This is a genomic window from Streptomyces glomeratus (genome assembly GCF_021462825.1).
Classification (GTDB): domain Bacteria; phylum Actinomycetota; class Actinomycetes; order Streptomycetales; family Streptomycetaceae; genus Streptomyces; species Streptomyces glomeratus.
On sequence record NZ_JAKEEB010000003.1, the window covers coordinates 399,258 to 419,119 of the forward strand.

Below are 19,862 nucleotides of genomic sequence, written 5' to 3' on the forward strand. Positions count from 1 at the left end.
CGGCGAAGAGCGCCGGATTTTTTCGCTTCGTCTCATTCCTTGTTGCGGGCACGGGACACATTGCCCTCGCACCCGTCTGCGAGGTCCCACGCGCCCCTGCGGTTGTCCCTCAGGTCGTTGTCCTCGATCACACCACCACCGCCCTCGTAGATCCACACCGCCTCGTACCCGTTGCCATTGATCCGGTTGGCACGCAGGGTCGGCTTGCTGCCGCCCTGGATCGTCACGCCCGCCATGGTGTTGCCGGTGATGTCGTTGTCCTCCAGCGTGCCCAGACCGTTGGCGTGGACGTAGACGCCGCTTTGCGTGTTGTCGTGGATCCGGTTGCGGCGCAGGGTCGGGTTGCCGCCCTCCTTGATCGACGCGCCCGCCAGGCCGTTGCGGGTGATGTCGTTGTCCTCCAGCGTGCCCAGACCGCTGGTGTGGACGTAGACGCCGCTTTGCTTGTTGTCGTGGATCTGGTTGCGGCGCAGCGTGGGGTTGCCGCCCTCTGCGATCGACACGCCCGACAGTCCGTTGTGGGTGATGTCGTTGTCCTCCAGCGTGCCCAGACCGCTGGTGTGGACGTAGACGCCGCTTTGCTTGTTGTCGTGGATCTGGTTGCGGCGCAGCGTGGGGTTGCCGCCCTCCTTGATCGACACGCCCGACAGACCGTTGTGGGCGATGTCGTTGTCCTCCAGCCTCCCCAGACCACTTTCGTAGACGAAGACGCCGCTTTGCTTGTTGTCGTGGATCTGGTTGCGGCGCAGCGTGGGGTTGCCGCCCTCTGCGATCGACACCCCCGACAGACCGATGTGGGTGATGTCGTTGTCCTCCAGCGTGCCTAGACCACTGTCGAAGACGAAGACCCCGCCCTGCTTGCCGTCGTGGATCTTGTTACGGCGCAGTCGCGGGTCGGCGCCGGCGCGGATGGCGACGCACGCGAGCCCCTGACTGCTGATGTCGCAGCCTTCCAGTTCCAGCCGCCCCTGGGTGATGTCCACGCCGAACCAGTCGCCCCCGGCCTGATGCAAGGTCAGGTTGGTGACCCGGCCGATGCTGGCCTGGAACATCAGTGCGTCGGCGTCGCGGGCGCGGATCTGGATATCGGCAACCGGGCCGTCACCGAGGACCTCCAGCGGTTTGTCGATGACCAGGCCTTCCTCGTAGAGGCCTGGCCGGACCAATATCCGGTCACCTGGTTGGGCGGCCTCGATCGCCGCACTGACCGTCGTGAAATCCCCACGGTGGTAGGGGTCGACCACATGGGTCGGCGGCTCGGACTTGGCCGTGCTCCTCCGGGCATCCCCTCCCGTTTGTTCCGTCGCGCCAGCCGCCTCGCCGGGGGCCTCGGCGACGCGATCGGGGTGGATGCGGACGGCGGCGGGCGGCTTCCAGAACGCGTCGCGCATCCTCGACGCCAACTGCGCCGTGGCTCTGCGGACCACCGGTGAGGTGAACGGCTCGAACCGCAGCTCGCGCCAGTCGGCATGCTGCCGTGAGGCCAGCACCCGAGCCATCTCGTCGGCTTCGCGCAGCTCGAGATCATCCATCTCCTGGGCGCTGATGTAGTACACCGGCAGAATCAGGTCCTGCCGACCCAGATCGCGCTCCCGCTCCAGGAACCGTGTCACCTCCGACCGGCAGGCCGGACTGCGAAACAGGCTCGGTGTGACGATGACGAGTAACAGGGTCACCGCGTCCAGCGCCTCGTCGATGCGCTGCTGCCAGTTCTGGCCCCAGGCGACATCGTTGCGGTCCTGGAAGATCGCGAACTCCTCGCCCGTCTGCGCCCTCACCTCGGCGCCGAGCCGCTCCCTGAACTGGCTGAGCAGGCCGTCGTCATGCTGATCATTGAAACGGACATAGCTCATGAACGCCGCAGGCTTACCGGGCATGACGTCCCCCTCCCCCACCAGAACGTGTGAATACTGGCACACGGTGAGTAGGCGAGGGGTCGGATTCCCCTGGCAGGACCGCCCTTCGAGGCCCGCTCGTCCGCGGCCTGTGTGCCACACCGGTCAATGCCCTCGGCCGTTCAGGGGAAACGCGGGTCGCCGGCGGCGCGGCTTCCACCCGCATCCACCCTGCGGGGACATCCCTGTCCCTTGTCGACGTGTGGGCGCTCATGCCGCCCCCTTCCCAGGAGCGACAGCAGGCCGGGGCGGCCGGTCCCGACCTGCCAGAGAGAAGGAGAAGCCGTATGGTCATGCGAACGTCCCGACCGGTGTGGCATCGGTGGGTGTCGGCTGCGGTGGTGGCGGGGGCAGCCGGACTGACGGGGGCGGGGCCGGCCGCGGCCGCGGCCGCCCAGACGACGGTGGACTGCAACGCCGACCCCAACGCCCTGCAACCCGCCATCACCGCCGCTGCCCCTCGGGACACGCTGCTGGTGCGGGGGACCTGCACCGGCAACTTCACCATCGACAAGGACCTGACTCTGATCGGCCTGAGACGCGCGGTCCTCGACGGCACCCACACCGGCACCACCCTCACGGTCACCAACGGCGCTCAGGTGCAACTGAAGAGCCTGACCATCACCAACGGCAGCGGGTTCAACGGCGGCGGCATCGTCAACAACAGCGGCAGCACGCTGACGCTGGACCACTCGACGGTGCGCGACAGCACCGCCGTCAACGCCGGCGGCGGCATCTTCAACGACGACAACAGCACGGTCGTGCTGGACGGCTCCACGGTGCGCAACAACACTGCGAGTCCTGGCAACGGCGGCGGCATCTTCAACGCCCAGAACAGTGCCCTGACGCTGTACAACTCCACGGTCAGCGACAACATGGCGGGGAGCATCGGCGGTATCTACAACTTCCGCGGCACCGTGACGCTGGACCACTCCACGGTGCGCAACAACACCTCTTCCTCCGACACCGGCGGCATCTACAACTACGCCGGTGGCGTGCTGGTGCTGATCAACTCCACGGTGACGCGCAACACCGCGAACAACGGCAACGGCGGCGGAATCTACAACGACAGCACGGTCACGCTCATCGACTCCGCGGTGACGCGCAACACCGCGAACAACGGCATCGGCGGCGGAATCTACAACAACGGCAAGGTGACGCTGGACCGCTCGACAGTGCGCGACAACACACCGGACGACTGTGCCCCGGCAGGCAGCGTTCCCGGCTGCCCCAGCTGAGGGTGCATCCGTAGAGCACCTGGGACCCCCGGTCCCAGGTGCCCCACCCGCCCAAGGCGGCAGCCGCTCTTCCCGTTAATGCTCCGACTGCTTTGTTCCGCTTCGGGTGTCGGCCGAATGCCTACCGATCAAGTTGTGCACGACCCTATGCTGTGCGCGGCGGTGCGTGGGTTTCACCGCTTCGGGGGGCGAAGAGCAGGCGGGGGGACCGGTGGCTGCTTTCGGTAACTTATTCTCATGGCTGTTCGAAGGGGTGTACCGGGGGGACGAGGACGGGGCACGTCATCTCGAGGCGATTCGGGCGCTCCAGCCGCAGCGTGACGATGCATTCGAGCACGCCTATCTTTACTCCTGTCTCAGTGTTCTCGACACCAAGGCCCAGGCGCTGCTGTCCTACGACGGAATCCTGATGGCCGCCAGCTCGATCACGTTGTCGATGTTCTCCCGGGACATCACCGCGGGCAGTGTGCTGGTGTTCTCGTCCCTCGCTGTCAGCGGCATTTCCTCCGCGCTGTGTCTGAGTGTCGTGTGGGTGCACTGGACCGACACGGGCGAGCTGGAGAACTCCGACGACCTCTTCCTGAAACTGCTGCATGTGCGCAACAGGAGGACGCTGAGCTATCGGATTTCCTGGATCATCGCGCAACTGGCGGCCATCTTGCTCCTGTTCGGCGTGGTCCTCGAAAGAAGGGTCGCGTGAAAGATGCGACGATAAGCGTTCCCGAGGTTTCCCGAGGTTCCCTGCACTTTTCCAGGTCTTCCCGGATTTCTCGGGCCTTCTCAGGTCTTCCCGTGTTTCCCCGGGATTTTCCTGAATGTGGCGTGCGCGCGCAGTATCGACCTGTGAGACTTCCTGGCGTATGCTGCCGGGCGTGACTCTCACAACGGTGGACACGGAATGCTTCGAAGCCGCGCTGGCAGAGGCGCGGAAGGGGCTGGACGCCGGTGGGGTTCCCGTCGGCGCCGCCCTCCAGCGGGACGGCCGCCTCGTCGCCGTAGGCCACAACGAACGGGTTCAGCGCAACGACCCCATTGCACACGGCGAGATGGCGTGCCTCCGTAACGCCGGCCGATTGACCTCGTACGAGGGCACCACGCTGTACACGACCCTGTCTCCGTGCGAAATGTGCACCGGAGCGATTCTTCTGTTCGGCATCAGGCGACTGGTGGTCGGCGAGGCGACCACCTTCGCGGGCGATCTGAATGTTTTCAGGGAACGCGGCGTGGAAGTGGTTCTCCTCGAGGACGCCCGCTGCAAATCCCTCATGGCGGAGTTCCAGGAACGCTACCCGGACGTGTGGGCCGAGGACATCGGCCAGGCGCCGCCGGCCGAGGCCGAACGCCTCATCTGACGTACGCCGGGGACACGGCCGCGGTGCTGATGCGCCGCGGCTTTCCCGTGCCGTCCGCCGGGAGTTCGTACAGGTCCGCCCCGTAGTCGCCGGGGAGGGCGTAGACCAGGGTGTGGTCGTCCCGCCAGACTGCCTGGTCGTCGACGCTGCGGGGCTCCGCCAGCGGGGTCTCGCGCAGCGTGCGCAGATTCAGGACGTACAGGTGCCAGGGGGCGTCCTTGGGGAGACCGGCGACGCGTTTCTTGAACGCGATCCGGGTGCCGTCGGGGGACAGCGACGGGCACTCCACATTGGTGTGAAGGGTGGTCACCGTGCGGCTGCGCAGGTCTCCGCGGATCAGGTACGTCGTCCCCTGCGTGGCGAGCGTCGCGTAGAACGTGCGGTCGTCGGAGGCGAAGGTCACACCCCAGAAGTTCACGTCCGCCGCGTGGTACGTCCTGCCGTCCTTGACGATCCGGTACGTCTCCAGGGACGGGGTGAGCGCGCCCGTACGGGTGTCCGCGATCGCCGTACGGGTCGAGAAGTTCGTACCCGCGTACGAGTCCCCGCCCACGAAGGCCGTCCAGGCGGCGAAGCGGCCGCTCGGCGAGACCCGGGCGCGGGACGGGATGCCCGGGACGTCATAGCGGGCCCTGACGTGCAGAGAGGCGTCGAGGAGCGCCGCGCGGTAGGTGTCCGAGACCGGGCCGTGCACCGCCTGGAGACAGACGCCGGTGCCCGAAGCGGCGTAGAAGCGCAGGCACTTGAGTCCGGACGCCGTGCGCGGGCCCGAAGGGCTGGTGGCGGGGGCCGCCACCAGCTCGTCGCGGTGCGGCCCCCATGCCATGTTGCGGAACACCATCCGGCCGGGCTGCGTCAGGGTGACCGTGCCCGGCGTGACGTTCGGGCCGCCTGCCTGCGTCCGGTCGCGCCGCTCCGCGCGCGCCGAGGCGCGCAGCACGGAGGCCACGGCCACCGCCGCCAGGACGACCACCGCCGACAGCAGGACCAGGATGCGGTTGCGTACGGTCATGCCGTTGCCTTGTCTCTCGGGCGCAGGGTCAGGGAGAAGGCGGCGCACGCCGCCAGCGCCACGGTCGACGCCGTGAGCGCCGTACGGTCGCCCCATACCGTCCAGGCCGCCCCGAACCCCAGCGAGCAGGCGAACCGGGCGAGGGCCTGGCCCGTCTGCACCAGCGCCAGCCCCGACGAGCGCAGGTGCTCCGGCACGCCGTCCGAGGCCGCCGCCATCAGCACGCCGTCGGTCGCCGCGTAGAAACCGCCGTGCAGGAGCAGTACCGCGTACGGCAGGGCGGTGCCGTGCCAGGACGTGAGCAGCAGGGCGTAGGCCAGGAGCAGCGCCACGTGGCCGGCCAGGAACACCGCCCACCGGCCCACCCGGTCCGCGAGCCGTCCCAGCGGCACCGCCAGGACCAGGAACGCCGCCGCCGTGCCCAGCGGAAGGAGCGCGAACCAGCGGTCGGGGACGCCGAGGCGCCGCTGCAGCAGCAGGTAGACGAAGGAGTCGCTGACCGTCGCCAGACCCAGCAGCAGCGCGCAGACCGCGATCCGGCGCAGCTCACGGCGACGGAGCAGCCCGACCGCCGCACGGAGGGTGGGACGGTCGCCGTGGGCGGTCCGCTCGGGCTGCTCGGCCGGGGCCGGCTGTCGCTTGCCGCCCGGCACGAACAGCACCAGGATCAGCACCCCGGCCACCGCCACGCAGAAGCTGACCGTGAACACCGCGTCGTACCCGTCCACCGTGGCCCGCAGGATCAGGAACGCCACGAGCGGGCCGAGCAGCGCGCCCGCCGTGTCCATCGCCCGGTGCACCCCGAACGCGCGGCCGCGGCTCTCCGGGGTGCTGGACAGCGAGATCAGCGCGTCCCTGGGCGCCGTGCGCAGGCCCTTTCCGGTGCGGTCGGCGGCCAGGACCAGGCCGATGGGGGTGAGGGAGTGCACCAGCAGCAGGAGCGGTTTGCACAGCGCCGAGATGCCGTAGCCGAGGCCCGCCACCCATTTGTGGCGCCCTCCGCCCCGGTCGGCCAGATGGCCTCCGGCGAGCCGTACGAGCGCCGAGAAGCCGTTGTAGATGCCGTCCAGAAGCCCGAAACCCAGCGGGGACAGGCCGAGGCCCGCCACCAGGTACAGCGGGAGCACCGCCGTGACCATCTCGGACGAGACATCGGTGACCAGGCTGACCGTGCCGAGCGCGAGCACCGTGGGGGCGACCGCGGCGCGGCGCCGCCCGGCGGGGGGCCGGGCGGCGCCGTCCGCGGACGCCGGTGCCGGGCTACCGGCGCGGCTGTCCGCTACGTACACGTCAGGACGCCCAGACGCCGGTGATGTCCTTGGCGGAGGCCGCGTTGCCCGCGTGCGTCGTCAGGCCCTGGGTGTCCTCCAGGGTGCGCAGCAGGTCGTAGTGGTTGTACGTGGTCGAGCTGCTCGACCCGACCGTCACCGGCTGGCCGTACAGGACCGTCGGGATGCGGTTGCCGCTGAGCCGGTTGTCCTCGTCGAAGGTGACGACGAGCAGGCTGTTGTGGGTCTTGGCCCAGGTGGCGTACGCGCCCAGGTTGTTCTTCAGCCAGGTGTCACCGGTCGACACCGAGCAGTCGTGCATGTCGCTGCACAGGTTGGGGACCACGAAGGAGACCTGGGGCAGCGTCGAGTAGTCGGTGGGGAACTGCGCGAAGGTCTTGGCGCTCGACGTGGGGACGTTGCCGAAACCGAACCAGGGGTTGTGCTTGCGCGCGTAAGTGCCGCTGCTGCACGTGGTCGAACCCTGGCTGGGCAGCGACTCGTTGTAGCTGGCCCAGGTCCGGCCCGCGGCGATCAGCTCGGAGGCCAGGTTCGGGGCGGAGGAGAAGCCCGGGGTGTAGCAGCTGTCGTCCGTGATGCCCTGGGTGGAGCCCGAGAACATCGCGAAGTAGTTGGGCTGGCTGGGGTGGGTCTCGGCGTACGACTGGGTCAGGTTGGCACCGCCGGACTTCAGCGAGTTGATGTACGGGGCGCTGGAGGAGCCGATCACCTGGCTGTAGGCGTGGTTCTCGAAGACCACGACGACGACGTGGTCCGGGCTCGGCACGGCGCCCGCGGCGTGCGCGGGGGACTCGCCAACGAGCCCGGTCCACAGCCCGATCGCTGCGACGGCGAGGGCCGCGGCGGACGCCACGGCGGTGCGGGTACGGCGGTAGACGGAAGGGCCGGACACTTCGACCTCCGGTAGGGGGAGGGTACGGGGAGGCGGTGCGGACCGAGCATGCGCACGCCAACGTTCCATGCCCTCACGACGTCTCACCCGGGGGATGAAGAGCCGGTGAATTACTGCCCCTGACGGACGACGGACCGGCGCGTCAACTAAGAGCGGGCCAGGTGATGCTGACGTAGCGTCGGATGGGTACCCGAGGCCCATGGGTGAGATCCTCGTGGGGACGTGTTCCTGGACCGACCGGGCGCTGGTGGCGAGCGGGTGGTATCCGCCGGGGCGGCGCGACGCCGAAGGACGCCTGAGGTTCTACGCGGAGCGGTTCCCGGTGGTGGAGGTGGACTCGTCGTACTACGCGCTGCCCAGCGCCCGCACCAGCCGGCTGTGGGTGGAGCGCACACCGGACGGCTTCGTCTTCGACGTCAAGGCCTTCTCCCTGCTGACCGGACATCCGACGCGGCCGGCCGCGCTGCCCGCCGATCTGCGTCCCGCCCCCTCCGGCCGGCGGGCAGCCTTGCCGGACGGCGGGGACGCGGGGCTGCTGGACGAGGTGTGGGCGCGCTTCACCGAGGCGCTCTCACCGTTACGGGAAGCCGGGCGGCTCGGCACCCTGCTGTTCCAGTTCCCCCCGTCGCTCGCGCCCGGCCGGGCCGCGCAGGAGTTCGTACGCCGCTGCCGCGAACGGGCCCGTGGCTGGCCGTTCGCCGTGGAGTTCCGGCATCCGGACTGGTGGCGGGGCGACCGTGGGGCCGCCACCGCGGCGCTGCTCGCGGACCTGGATGCCGCCGCCGTGGCCGTGGACACGCCACAGGGGCTGCCCGCCTCCGTGCCGCCCGTCACGCCCGTGACCGCGCCCCGGCTCTCCGTCGTCCGCTTCCACGGGCGCAGCCCGGCCTGGGGAACGGGGTCCAAGGAGGATCGCTTCCGCCATGCGTACGCCGGCCCGGAGCTGGGGGAGTGGGTGCCGCGGATCCGGGCCCTGGCCGAGCGGACGGAACAGGTGCATGCGCTGTTCAACAACTGCTGCGGCGACGCGGCGGTCCGCGCGGCCGAGACCCTGCGCCGGCTGCTGGGCGAGCAACTCCCGCAGCAGCCACGGCCCGCCCCGGCCGAGACGCCCACCTGAGGGCCACGGTACGGCCGGGGCGGGGCCGTGCGTTCCAGGTGCCCGGCCATGTCTCCAGGGCCCGGCCCATGTGTCCCGGAACGGGAGCCGGAGCCGGGCCGCACGCACCCCACAGCGGCCGGGCGCCCGTCACTCACGACCCTCGCGGGCGCTTGCGGCGGGTGCTGCGGCTAGGCTCAAAGCCGCAGGACCTTGATCGACGCTCGGGAGGCCAAGGGATGACCGTGCCCCAAGGACGCAGGAGCAGTACCTTCACCCGGCTGCTGCGGCACGGCTTCACCGACCCCTCCGCAGCAGAGCGGCTCCTGGAGAGCGCCGAGCTGGCCCCGGTAAGGGCCGACCCCGTGCTGCTCGAGGCTCTGGGCGGGACGGCGGACCCCGATCTGGCGCTGCGCGGACTCGTCCGGCTCCTGGAGGCGCAGCCCACTCCCGCCGGCCGGCGCGAGCTGCTCGACACGCTGATCGCGGCCAAGCCCCTGCGGGACCGGCTGCTCGGCGTCCTCGGCGCCTCCGCCGCGCTCGCCGACCACCTCGCCCGCCACCCCGGCGACTGGTACGCGCTGGTGACCTACGAGCCCCAGGACCTCCACCCCGGCGTGGAGGAATTCGAACGGCAGCTGGCGGACGCCACCGACCCCGTCTCGCTCCGCGTCGCCTACCGCCGCTGTCTGCTGTCGATCGCCGCGCGCGACGTCTGCGGCACCACCGAGGTCGCCGAGACCGCCGCCGAACTGGCCGACCTCGCGACCGCCACCCTCCGGGCCGCCCTCGCCCTCGCCGGGGCCGCCGCCCCCGACGACGCCGCGAACTGCCGGCTCGCGGTGATCGCGATGGGCAAGTGCGGCGGCCACGAGCTGAACTACGTCTCCGATGTGGACGTGATCTTCGTCGGCGAGACCGCGAACGGCGCCGACGAGCGCAAGGCCCTCCAGGCCGCGACCCGGCTCGCCTCGCACATGATGCGGATCTGCTCCGAGACGACCGTCGAGGGAAGCATCTGGCCCGTCGACGCCAATCTGCGCCCCGAGGGCAGAAACGGCCCGCTCGTGCGCACCCTGAGCAGCCACCTCGCCTACTACCAGCGCTGGGCCAAGACCTGGGAGTTCCAGGCCCTGCTCAAGGCCCGCCCGGTGGCCGGCGACAGGGACCTGGGCGAGCAGTACGTGACCACCCTCGCCCCCCTGGTCTGGGGGGCCGCCGAGCGCGAGAACTTCGTCACGGACGTGCAGAAGATGCGCCGCCGGGTCGTCGCCAACATCCCCGCCGGGGAGGTCGAGCGGGAGCTGAAGCTCGGTCCGGGCGGCCTCAGGGACGTGGAATTCGCCGTACAGCTCCTTCAGCTGGTGCACGGACGCTCCGACACCTCGCTGCGCAGCGGCACCACCCTGGACGCCCTGAAGGCACTCGCGGCCGGCGGCTACGTCGGGCGCACCGACGCCGTGCAGCTGGACGAGGCGTACCGCTTCCTGCGTTCCATGGAGCACCGCATCCAGCTCTTCCGGCTGCGCCGCACCCACCTCGTCCCCGAGGGCGAGGCCGACCTGCGGCGCCTCGGCCGCTCCCTCGGCCTGCGCACCGGCCCCGTCGAGGAGCTGCTGCGCGAGTGGAAGCGGCACACCGGTGTCGTGCGCCGGCTGCACGAGAAGCTGTTCTACCGGCCACTGCTCGACGCGGTCGCCCAACTGGCCCCGGGTGAGGCGAGGCTGAGTGCCGAGGCGGCCCGGGAGCGCCTGGTCGCGCTCGGCTACGCGGACCCGGCCACCGCCCTGCGCCACCTGGAGGCGCTGGCCTCGGGCGTCACCCGCAAGGCCGCCATCCAGCGCACCCTGCTGCCCGTCCTGCTCGGCTGGTTCGCGGACTCCGCGGATCCGGACGCGGGCCTGCTCAACTTCCGCAAGGTCTCGGACGCGCTCGGCAAGACCCCCTGGTACCTGCGGCTGCTGCGGGACGAGGGCGCCGCCGCCGAGAACCTCGCCCGGGTGCTGTCCGCGGGCCGGCTCGCCCCCGACCTGCTGATGCGTGCGCCCGAGGCGGTGGCCCTCCTCGGCGACGGCGAGGGCGGCGGACTCGAACCGCGCGGGCGGGCCCAGCTGGAGCAGGAGATCCTCGCCGCCGTCCGCCGCGCCGAGAGCGCCGAGCAGGCGGTCACGGTGGCGCGCGGGGTGCGCCGGCGGGAGCTGTTCCGTACGGCCGCCGCGGACATCGTCGGCTCGTACGGCAGCGAGGACGCGCCCGCCCGCCCGGACCAGGGCGAGTTGATCGACCTGGTCGGCGGCGCGGTCTCGGACCTCACGGCGGCCACCCTGGCGGGCACGCTCCGTGCGGTCGTGCGGGCCGGCTGGGGCGACACCCTGCCCACCAGGTTCGCGGTGATCGGCATGGGCCGTTTCGGCGGACACGAGCTGGGTTACGGCTCGGACGCGGACGTGCTGTTCGTGCACGAGCCGCGGGAGGGCGTGGACGAGCGGGAGGCGGGCCAGGCCGCGAACAAGGTGGTCGCGGAGATGCGGCGGCTGCTCCAGCTGCCGAGCACGGACCCGCCGCTCCTGATCGACGCGGGCCTGCGGCCCGAGGGCAAGTCGGGGCCGCTCGTGCGCACCCTGGCGTCCTACGAGGCGTACTACCGGCGCTGGTCGCTGGTGTGGGAGTCGCACGCGCTGCTGCGGGCGGAGCCCGTGGCCGGGGACGAGGACCTGGGCCGCCGCTTCATCGAGCTGATCGACCCGCTGCGCTACCCCGCGCAGGGGCTGGGCGGCGAGGCCGTACGCGAGATCAGGCGTCTGAAGGCGCGCATGGAGTCGGAACGGCTGCCGAGGGGCGCGGACAAGACGCTCCACACCAAGCTGGGCCGTGGCGGCCTCTCGGACGTGGAGTGGACGGTCCAGCTGCTCCAGCTGCGGCACGGCTGGGCGGAACCGGGCCTGCGCACCACCCGCACCCGCGCGGCCCTCGCCGCCGCCCGCGAGGCGGGACTGATGTCCGAGGAGGACACCGCGATCCTGGATGAGGCCTGGGTGCTCGCGTCACGGGTGCGCAACGCGGTGATGCTGGTCCGGGGGCGGGCCGCCGACACGTTTCCGTCCGAGAGCCGGGAGCTCGCCGCGGTGGGCCGCTACTTGGGGTACGGGCCGGGGCACGTGGGCGACATGCTGGACGACTACCGGCGTACGACGCGCCGGGCCAGAGCCGTGGTGGAGGAGCTTTTCTACAGTTCGTGACGGCGCGCCCGCGGGCGCGCGACAGCGGCTGCGGCCGGGGAAGAGGCAGGGGAGGGAAGGGGCGGCGACCGGCGCCCGTCATGCCTCCGCGGGCAGCAGCACCGGGCCGCCGGCCCCCGTCACCCGGCGCGGCAGCGCGTACGGCAGGGCGCCGTACCACAGCCACGCCGCCGCGAAGCCGACCGAGACGCAGAGGGTCCCGCCGACCGCGTCCAGCCAGAAGTGGTTGGCCGTGGCAACGATCACCGTCAGGGTCACCACCGGATACAGCAGGCCCAGAGCCCGCACCCACCGCACCGTGCCCAGCGCGAACAGCGTCAGGCCGCACCACAGCGACCAGCCGATGTGCATCGACGGCATGGCCGCGTACTGGTTCGACATGTGCTTCAGGTCGCCCGACGCCATCGAGCCCCAGGTGTGGTGCACCACCACCGTGTCGACGAAGTCCCCACCGTTCATCAGGCGGGGAGGCGCGAGCGGGAAGAAGTAGTAGCCGAGCAGCGCGACCGCCGTCGTGGCGAAGAGCGTGAGACGCGTGGCCGCGTACCGGCCCGGATGGCTCTGGTACAGCCACACCAGGACCCCGAGCGTCACCAGGAAGTGCAGGGTGGCGTAGTAGTAGTTCATCCCGACGATCAGCCATGTCACCGAGTTGGCGGCGTGGTTGACCGAGTCCTCGACGGCCATCCCCAGGTGGTGTTCGAGCCGCCACAACCCGTCCGCGTTGGCCAGCGCGAGTGCCTTCTGCTCCGGTACCGCGTTGCGGATCAGGGAGTAGATCCAGTAACTGACCCCGATCAGCAGGATTTCGAACCAGAAGCGCGGGCGGCGCGGAGTGCGTAGCCTGCGCAGGAGGCCGGCCCCCGTGCGGTCCTGCGGCGCGTCCGTGACGCCCTGTGGTGCGGCCGGCACCCGGCCTTCCACTGTCGTCACGGTCCTGTCACCCATAGGCACAGAGTCTGCCAGAAAAGCGTTGCCCACCGATCATCCCCCGGAAGGGTGGCGGTCGCATGTTCTCCACCTGGCGGACCCCTGCGGGGCCCCGGAGCTCCTGCTCAGGTATGACTTCGGTTCCCAGGCACCGAAGCCGTCGAACCCCGCACCACCAGTTCCGGCATGAACACGAATTCACTGTGCGGCGCGGGCGTCCCGCCGATCTCCTCCAGCAAGGTCCGCACCGCCGCCTGCCCCATCGCCGGGACCGGCTTGCGGATCGTCGTCAGCGGCGGGTCCGTGAAGGCGATCAGCGGGGAGTCGTCGAAGCCCACGACCGAGATGTCCGTGGGGACTTCCAGCCCGCGCTGCCGTGCCGCGCGTATCGCCCCGAGCGCCATCATGTCGGAGGCGCACACCACCGCCGTGCACTCCCGGTCGATGAGCGCGGTCGCCGCCGCCTGGCCGCCCTCCAGGGTGTAGAGGGAGTGCTGGATCAGCCGCGACTCGACGTCCTCGGGAGCCAGCCCGAACTGGTCCTGCATCGTGCGGACGAACCCCTCGATCTTCCGCTGCACCGGCACGAAGCGCTTGGGCCCGAGCGCCAGCCCGATCCGGGTGTGCCCCAGGGACGCCAGGTGGGTGACCGCCAGGGACATCGCGGCCCGGTCGTCGGGGGAGATGAAGGGCGCCTGCACCTTGGGGGAGAAGCCGTCCACCAGCACGAAGGGCACGCCCTGGGCGCGCAGCCGCTCATAGCGCTGCATGTCGGCGGTGGTGTCCGCGTGCAGTCCGGAGACATAGATGATGCCCGCCACCCCGCGGTCCACCAGCATCTCGGTGAGCTCGTCCTCGGTGGAGCCGCCCGGCGTCTGGGTCGCCAGCACCGGGGTGTATCCCTGCCGGGTGAGCGCCTGGCCGATGACCTGGGCGAGGGCGGGGAATATCGGGTTCTCCAGCTCCGGGGTGATCAGGCCGACCAGGCCCTCGCTGCGCTGGCGCAGCCGCACCGGACGCTCGTAGCCCAGTACGTCGAGAGCGGCCAGGACGGACTGGCGGGTGGTCGCGGCGACGCCCGGCTTCCCGTTGAGGACGCGGCTGACGGTCGCCTCGCTGACCCCCGCCTGCGCCGCGATGTCGGCAAGCCGTGTGGTCACGGGATGGGACTGTACCGGCCGGGTTTCGGCTTGCCCACCAACCGGACGCCGGGCCCGGGCGGTCGGTCGGCCCGCTGCGGGTTGCTGCGTCATCGCGCTCCCTCGTGATCGTGTTCGGCGTCCGTGTCCGCAAGGGGATGATCCTTGCACCAAAGACATGTGGCAAGACCTTGCAGAGTCTTGCACAAGTGTCCGGTGCCCGGTGGATCAGCGGGCAATCGAGGTGTATCGGCCCTCACGGCGAGGTCACGGACGGGTAACCATCGTCGGTTCTTGCACTTTTTTTCTGCAAGCTCTTTCGCGCCGATTGCATCGCTGTTACGTTCACGTCGCCCGGCGGCCGCAACGGCGCAGTCGGAGTCGGCAGGGGCGGCGGACGGGACCGCCACCTGGAGCTACACGGGCTTTCACCCTCAAGGAGAACTCATGCGGCGTGGCATAGCGGCCACCGCGCTGGTGGCGTCCGTCGCCCTCGCGGCGACGGCCTGCGGCGGAAGTGACAGCGGCAGCGACAAGTCGGACGGTCCGGTCACCATCACCTGGTGGGACACCTCCAACGCCACCAATGAGGCGCCGACGTACAAGGCTCTGGTCCAGGACTTCGAGAAGGCCAACCCCAACATCAAGGTCCAGTACGTCGACGTCCCCTTCGACCAGGCGCAGAACAAGTTCGACACCGCCGCCGGCTCGAAGGGCGCCCCGGACGTGCTGCGCTCCGAGGTCGGCTGGACCCCCGCCTTCGCGAAGAAGGGCTACTTCCTGCCGCTGGACGGCACCGAGGCCCTCGCGGAGAAGGACAAGTTCCAGTCCAGCCTGATGCAGCAGGCCCAGTACCAGGGCAAGACCTACGGTGTGCCCCTGGTGACCGACACCCTCGCGCTGGTCTACAACAAGGCCCTCTTCAAGAAGGCCGGGATCACCGAGGCGCCGAAGACCTGGGACGAGCTGAAGTCCGACGCCGCGAAGGTCAAGGAGAAGGCCGGCGTCGACGGCTACTGGGGCTCCACCCAGGCCTACTACGCGCAGAGCTTCCTCTACGGCGAGGGCACCGACACGGTCGACGCCTCCGCCAAGAAGATCACCGTGAACGCGGCCGCCGCGAAGAAGGCGTACGGCACCTGGCTGAGCACGTTCTCCGGCAAGGGCCTGCACAAGGCCGACACCACCGCCGACGCCTACGCCCACATCCAGGACGCGTTCGTCAACGGCAAGGTCGCCGCGATCATCCAGGGCCCCTGGGAGATCACGAACTTCTACAAGGGCTCGGCCTTCAAGGACAAGGCCAACCTCGGCATCGCCACCGTCCCGGCCGGTTCCACCGGCAAGGCGGGCGCCCCGACCGGCGGCCACAACCTGTCCGTCTACGCGGGCTCGGACAAGGCCCACCAGGAGGCGGCGCTGAAGTTCGTCAACTTCATGACCTCGGCGAAGTCCCAGGAGACCATCGCCCTGAAGAACTCCACGCTGCCGACCCGTGAGGACGCCTACAGCGCCCAGGTCAAGGCCGACCCCGGCATCGCCGGCTACCAGAGCGTGCTCAGCGCCGCCCAGCCGCGCCCGGCGCTGCCCGAGTACAGCTCGCTGTGGGGTCCGCTCGACACCGAGCTCCCCAAGATCGCGGGCGGTAAGGAGTCCCTGGACAAGGGCCTGAGCAACGCGGAACTCGCGATCACCAAGCTGGTGCCCGACTTCAGCAAGTAAGCCCGTGTGGCCGTCGGATCCTCCTTGTAAAAGGGGGGAAGGATCCGGCGGCCACCGCCTGTGCCCAGGCCCACCCCTCGATCTTCCCGAAGGTGTCGAACCATGACAGTCGCCATCGACCGCGCGACCGGCAAGCGCCACGGTGACCGCGCGCCGCGGCCCGGCCTGGGCCGGCGCATCAAGAACGCGTACCAGAGGCACTGGTACGCCTACGCGATGATCACCCCCGTGGCCGTCGTGCTCGGGGTGCTGGTGCTGTACCCGCTGGTGTACGGCCTCTACCTCACACTCACGGACGCCAACAGCCTCAACACGGCGCGCACGATCGGCGTCAACCACATCGACGCCACGTACAAGTTCGTCGGGCTCGACAACTACAAGGACATCCTGTTCGGACCGACGGCCTACGACCGCTTCTGGTCGCACTTCGTCTGGACGATCGTGTGGACCGCCCTCTGCGTCACCCTGCACTACACCATCGGCCTCGGCCTGGCGCTGCTGCTCAACCAGAAGTTCCGCGGGCAGACCTTCTACCGCCTCGTGCTGGTGCTGCCCTGGGCCGTGCCCACCTTCGTCACCGTCTTCGGCTGGCGTTTCATGCTCGCCGACAGCGGCGTCATCAACACGGCGCTCCACGCCCTGCACCTGCCGACGCCGCAGTGGCTGGAGGACACCTTCTGGCAGCGCGCCGCCGCCATCATGGTCAACACCTGGTGCGGTGTCCCGTTCATGATGCTCTCGCTGCTCGGCGGCCTGCAGGCCATCGACGCCTCGCTGTACGAGGCCGCGGAGATGGACGGCGCGAGCGCCTGGCAGCGCTTCCGGTACGTCACCCTTCCGGGCCTGAGGTCCGTCAGCTCCACCGTCGTGCTGCTCGGCATCATCTGGACCTTCAACCAGTTCGCCATCATCTTCCTGTTGTTCGGCGACACCGCCCCGGACGCCCAGATCCTCGTCACCTGGGCCTACCGACTGGGCTTCGGCCAGCAGCCGCGTGACTTCGCGCAGTCCGCCGCCTACGGCATCCTGCTGCTGGCCATCCTGATCGTCTTCACCTCGTTCTACCGCCGCTGGCTGAACCGCAACGAGCAGCAGCTCGCGATCTGAGGCAGGAGCTCCCATGAGTACGACCACTGTCGAGACCTCCGCCCCGGTGCCCCAGCAGTCCGTCGCGGACACGCCGCGGCGCAGGGCACGCGGACGCGGCCGGCGCGGCCCCCTCGCGACCCTCGCCTCCCACGTTCTGCTGATCACGGCGAGCCTGGTCGCCTTCTTCCCGGTGGGCTGGCTGTTCTTCCTGTCCCTCGGCCCGGACAAGGACGACTACCTGCACCCCGGGCACATCTGGCACACGATGACGCTGGACAACTACTCGTTCGTCCTTCAGCACACGAGCTTCTTCGACTGGCTGAAGAGCACGCTCGTCGTCGTGGCCGGCACCACGGTCATCGGCGTGATGATCGCCGCCACCACCGGCTACGCGGTGTCCCGCATGCGCTTCCCCGGCTACAAGAAGTTCATGTGGATGCTGCTGCTCACCCAGATGTTCCCGATCGCCGTTCTGATCGTGCCGATGTACCAGATCATGTCGGACCTCGGACTCATCGACACCTACCTCGGGCTCATCCTGATCAACAGCACGACGATCGTGCCCTACTGCGCCTGGCTGCTGAAGGGCTACTTCGACACGATCCCCTTCGAGATCGACGAGGCCGGCCGGGTCGACGGGCTCAGCCCCTTCGGCACCTTCGTCCGGCTGATCCTGCCGCTCGCCCGGCCCGGTCTCGCGGTCGCCGCCTTCTACGCCTTCCTCACCGCCTTCGGCGAGGTCGCCTTCGCCTCGACGTTCATGCTCAGCGACGACAAGTACACCTTCGCCGTCGGCCTGCAGAGCTTCATCAGCGAGCACGACGCCCAGCGCAATCTGATGGCGGCCACCGCGGTGCTGATCGCGATACCCGTGTCCGTGTTCTTCTACCTCGTGCAGAAGAACCTGGTGACCGGTCTCACCGCGGGCGGCACAAAGGGCTGACCACCCTTTCGGGGTTCCCGCGCGCCTGATCCGCGCGGGTGGCGGCCGCGGTACTCGTCCGACCCCGCTGTCACCGCGGCCGCCAGTCACCCCGCCCCGCCCAAGCCCCCTGACCCGATCCTCTCCCCCCCACTCTCGGCTTCGTTCGACCGGGGGGACCCTCATCGCATCAAGGACGCCATGAGCCAGCACTCCGCCGACCCGGCCCCGAAAACCGCCCTCGCCACCGTCGCCACCCACCGCGACTGGTGGCGGGACGCGGTGATCTACCAGGTCTATCCGCGCAGCTTCGCCGACAGCAACGGCGACGGCATGGGCGACCTGGAGGGCGTACGTTCCCGACTTCCGTATCTGCGCGACCTCGGTGTGGACGCCGTGTGGCTCAGCCCCTTCTACGCCTCGCCGCAGGCCGACGCCGGCTACGACGTCGCCGACTACCGCGCCGTCGATCCCATGTTCGGCAACCTCCTGGACGCCGACGCCCTGATCCGCGACGCCCACGAGCTCGGGCTGCGCATCATCGTCGACCTGGTCCCGAACCACTCCTCCGACCAGCACGAGTGGTTCAAGCGGGCCCTCGCGGAGGGGCCCGGCTCGCCGCTGCGGGAGCGTTACCACTTCCGCGCCGGCAAGGGCGAGAGCGGAGAGCTGCCGCCCAACGACTGGGAGTCCATCTTCGGCGGGCCCGCCTGGACCCGGGTCACCGAGCCGGACGGTACTCCCGGCGAGTGGTATCTGCATCTGTTCGCGCCCGAGCAGCCCGACTTCAACTGGGACCACCCCGCGGTCGGCGACGAGTTCCGCTCGATCCTCCGCTTCTGGCTGGACATGGGCGTGGACGGCTTCCGCATCGACGTCGCCCACGGCCTGGTGAAGGCGGCGGGCCTGCCCGACCTCGGCACCCACGACCAGCTCAAGCTGCTGGGCAACGATGTCATGCCGTTCTTCGACCAGGACGGCGTCCACGCCATCTACCGCCAGTGGCGCACGATCCTGGACGAATACACCGGAAAGAAGGGGCCCGAAGGACCTTCGCCGGAAGGGCGGTGGCAGGAGACGGGCGGGCGCATCTTCGTCGCCGAGGCCTGGACGCCCACCGTCGAGCGCACCGCCAACTACGTCCGTCCGGACGAGCTGCACCAGGCGTTCAACTTCCAGTACCTGGGCACCGACTGGGACGCGGAGCAACTGCGTGCCGTCATCGACCGGACCCTCGATGCGATGCGCCCCGTCGGCGCCCCCGCCACCTGGGTCCTGTCCAACCACGATGTGACCCGTCACGCCACCCGCTTCGCCAACGAGCCCGGCCTCGGCACCCAGATCCGCACGGCCGGCGACCGCGAGCTCGGCCTGCGCCGGGCCCGCGCGGCCTCCCTGCTGATGCTGGCGCTGCCCGGCTCGGCGTACGTCTACCAGGGCGAGGAACTCGGCCTGCCGGACGTCGTGGACCTGCCGGACGAGGTGCGCCAGGACCCGGCGTACTTCCGGGGCGAGGGCCAGGACGGCTTCCGCGACGGCTGCCGGGTGCCGATCCCGTGGACCCGCACCGGGCCCTCGTACGGCTTCGGCAGTGGCGGCAGCTGGCTGCCGCAGCCCGCGAACTGGGGCGAGCTCAGTGTCGAGGCCCAGCAGGGTGTCCCCGGCTCCACCCTGGAGCTGTACCGCACCGCCCTCTCCGTGCGGCGCGAGCAGCCCGGGCTGGGCGCGGGCGACTCGGTGGAGTGGCTCAGGGCGCCCGAGGGGGTGCTCGCCTTCCGCCGCGGGGACGTCGTCTGCGTCGCCAACACCGGCGGTGAGGCCGTCGTGGTCCCGTCGTACGGCCGTGTCCTGGTCGCCAGCGGTGAGGTGACGGAGGCGGAAGGCGAGACCAAGGTGCCCGCCGACACCACGGTGTGGTGGGCCACCGGCTGACCGTCGCAAGCCGTTTCATCCGGTTCCAGGGGCCCGTCGTCCGGCAGGGACGGCGGGCCCTTTCGGCTGCCGCGCGGGGCCTGTGCGGCCCCAACCGGCCGCAATCCGGCTC

Annotated in this window: 15 protein-coding genes; 9 read left to right on the top strand and 6 right to left on the bottom strand. The window is 70.1% G+C overall.

From position 1 onward, the window contains the following. Positions 1-32: 32 nt before the first annotated feature. Positions 33-1,877 (bottom strand): right-handed parallel beta-helix repeat-containing protein, encoded by a 1,845-nt coding sequence (locus LZ604_RS05650; RefSeq protein ID WP_234513058.1) that lies wholly within the window; start codon positions 1,875-1,877, stop codon positions 33-35. Between the two features lie 311 nt (positions 1,878-2,188). Between LZ604_RS05650 and LZ604_RS05655 the strand changes: the two genes are divergently transcribed. The 3 genes from LZ604_RS05655 (at position 2,189) to LZ604_RS05665 (ending at position 4,485) form a co-directional block, all read left to right on the top strand. After that, positions 2,189-3,133 (top strand): right-handed parallel beta-helix repeat-containing protein, encoded by a 945-nt coding sequence (locus LZ604_RS05655; RefSeq protein ID WP_234513060.1) that lies wholly within the window; start codon positions 2,189-2,191, stop codon positions 3,131-3,133. A gap of 166 nt (positions 3,134-3,299) precedes the next feature. Continuing rightward, positions 3,300-3,833 (top strand): hypothetical protein, encoded by a 534-nt coding sequence (locus tag LZ604_RS05660; RefSeq protein WP_234513063.1) that lies wholly within the window; start codon positions 3,300-3,302, stop codon positions 3,831-3,833. A gap of 160 nt (positions 3,834-3,993) precedes the next feature. Then, complete coding sequence (locus LZ604_RS05665) at positions 3,994-4,485, top strand: nucleoside deaminase (protein WP_234513065.1); 492 nt, start codon at positions 3,994-3,996, stop codon at positions 4,483-4,485. Here LZ604_RS05665 and LZ604_RS05670 read toward each other — a convergent pair. The 3 genes from LZ604_RS05670 to LZ604_RS05680 are packed head-to-tail and all read right to left on the bottom strand — an operon-like array spanning position 4,478 to position 7,678. Then, entirely contained in the window at positions 4,478-5,497 is a 1,020-nt protein-coding gene (locus LZ604_RS05670; protein WP_234513068.1) for a TolB family protein, read from the bottom strand. The two genes, LZ604_RS05665 and LZ604_RS05670, sit on opposite strands and share 8 nt — an antisense overlap. Beyond that, complete coding sequence (locus tag LZ604_RS05675) at positions 5,494-6,786, bottom strand: MFS transporter (RefSeq protein ID WP_234513070.1); 1,293 nt, start codon at positions 6,784-6,786, stop codon at positions 5,494-5,496. The genes LZ604_RS05670 and LZ604_RS05675 overlap by 4 nt, the downstream gene beginning before the upstream one ends. Position 6,787: 1 nt before the next feature. Further along, the gene (locus LZ604_RS05680; RefSeq protein WP_234513072.1) at positions 6,788-7,678 is read right to left on the bottom strand and encodes an alkaline phosphatase family protein; all 891 of its coding nucleotides are present in this window, start codon (positions 7,676-7,678) and stop codon (positions 6,788-6,790) included. A gap of 199 nt (positions 7,679-7,877) precedes the next feature. Here LZ604_RS05680 and LZ604_RS05685 point away from each other — a divergent pair, with 199 nt between their 5' ends. Together LZ604_RS05685 and LZ604_RS05690 are read left to right on the top strand one after the other, a co-directional pair. After that, positions 7,878-8,798, top strand: coding sequence for a DUF72 domain-containing protein (locus tag LZ604_RS05685; RefSeq protein WP_234513074.1), 921 nt, complete (start codon positions 7,878-7,880; stop codon positions 8,796-8,798). Positions 8,799-9,016: 218 nt separating this feature from the next. Beyond that, complete coding sequence (locus LZ604_RS05690) at positions 9,017-12,016, top strand: bifunctional [glutamine synthetase] adenylyltransferase/[glutamine synthetase]-adenylyl-L-tyrosine phosphorylase (RefSeq protein ID WP_234513076.1); 3,000 nt, start codon at positions 9,017-9,019, stop codon at positions 12,014-12,016. 78 nt (positions 12,017-12,094) lie between these two features. Here LZ604_RS05690 and LZ604_RS05695 read toward each other — a convergent pair whose 3' ends face one another. Both LZ604_RS05695 and LZ604_RS05700 read right to left on the bottom strand, forming a co-directional pair. Then, positions 12,095-12,964 (bottom strand): phosphatase PAP2 family protein, encoded by an 870-nt coding sequence (locus LZ604_RS05695; protein WP_234513077.1) that lies wholly within the window; start codon positions 12,962-12,964, stop codon positions 12,095-12,097. Positions 12,965-13,071: 107 nt separating this feature from the next. Then, the gene (locus tag LZ604_RS05700; protein ID WP_308283563.1) at positions 13,072-14,106 is read right to left on the bottom strand and encodes a LacI family DNA-binding transcriptional regulator; all 1,035 of its coding nucleotides are present in this window, start codon (positions 14,104-14,106) and stop codon (positions 13,072-13,074) included. A gap of 426 nt (positions 14,107-14,532) precedes the next feature. On the opposite strand from LZ604_RS05700, the gene LZ604_RS05705 reads away from it, so the two are divergent. From LZ604_RS05705 to LZ604_RS05720, 4 genes are all read left to right on the top strand, one after another. After that, entirely contained in the window at positions 14,533-15,807 is a 1,275-nt protein-coding gene (locus tag LZ604_RS05705; protein WP_234513079.1) for an extracellular solute-binding protein, read from the top strand. Positions 15,808-15,909: 102 nt separating this feature from the next. After that, on the top strand, positions 15,910-16,914 hold the full coding sequence (locus tag LZ604_RS05710) for a carbohydrate ABC transporter permease (RefSeq protein WP_234513080.1): 1,005 nt from the start codon (positions 15,910-15,912) through the stop codon (positions 16,912-16,914). Between the two features lie 13 nt (positions 16,915-16,927). Continuing rightward, positions 16,928-17,839: a sugar ABC transporter permease gene (locus LZ604_RS05715; protein WP_234513081.1), complete on the top strand. Its 912-nt coding sequence runs from the start codon at positions 16,928-16,930 to the stop codon at positions 17,837-17,839. Between the two features lie 180 nt (positions 17,840-18,019). Continuing rightward, positions 18,020-19,750 (top strand): glycoside hydrolase family 13 protein, encoded by a 1,731-nt coding sequence (locus LZ604_RS05720; RefSeq protein ID WP_234513082.1) that lies wholly within the window; start codon positions 18,020-18,022, stop codon positions 19,748-19,750. Positions 19,751-19,862: the final 112 nt, after the last annotated feature.

Excerpts from the sequence above, each read along its gene's own strand:
- LZ604_RS05690 (WP_234513076.1), top strand. The coding sequence starts at position 9,017 with ATGACCGTGCCCCAAGGACGCAGGAGCAGTACCTTCACCCGGCTGCTG.
- LZ604_RS05670 (WP_234513068.1), bottom strand. The coding sequence starts at position 5,497 with ATGACCGTACGCAACCGCATCCTGGTCCTGCTGTCGGCGGTGGTCGTC.
- LZ604_RS05715 (WP_234513081.1), top strand. The coding sequence starts at position 16,928 with ATGAGTACGACCACTGTCGAGACCTCCGCCCCGGTGCCCCAGCAGTCC.
- LZ604_RS05685 (WP_234513074.1), top strand. The coding sequence starts at position 7,878 with ATGGGTGAGATCCTCGTGGGGACGTGTTCCTGGACCGACCGGGCGCTG.
- LZ604_RS05655 (WP_234513060.1), top strand. The coding sequence starts at position 2,189 with ATGCGAACGTCCCGACCGGTGTGGCATCGGTGGGTGTCGGCTGCGGTG.
- LZ604_RS05710 (WP_234513080.1), top strand. The coding sequence starts at position 15,910 with ATGACAGTCGCCATCGACCGCGCGACCGGCAAGCGCCACGGTGACCGC.
- LZ604_RS05705 (WP_234513079.1), top strand. The coding sequence starts at position 14,533 with ATGCGGCGTGGCATAGCGGCCACCGCGCTGGTGGCGTCCGTCGCCCTC.
- LZ604_RS05650 (WP_234513058.1), bottom strand. The coding sequence starts at position 1,877 with ATGCCCGGTAAGCCTGCGGCGTTCATGAGCTATGTCCGTTTCAATGAT.
- LZ604_RS05695 (WP_234513077.1), bottom strand. The coding sequence starts at position 12,964 with ATGGGTGACAGGACCGTGACGACAGTGGAAGGCCGGGTGCCGGCCGCA.
- LZ604_RS05720 (WP_234513082.1), top strand. The coding sequence starts at position 18,020 with ATGAGCCAGCACTCCGCCGACCCGGCCCCGAAAACCGCCCTCGCCACC.
- LZ604_RS05665 (WP_234513065.1), top strand. The coding sequence starts at position 3,994 with ATGCTGCCGGGCGTGACTCTCACAACGGTGGACACGGAATGCTTCGAA.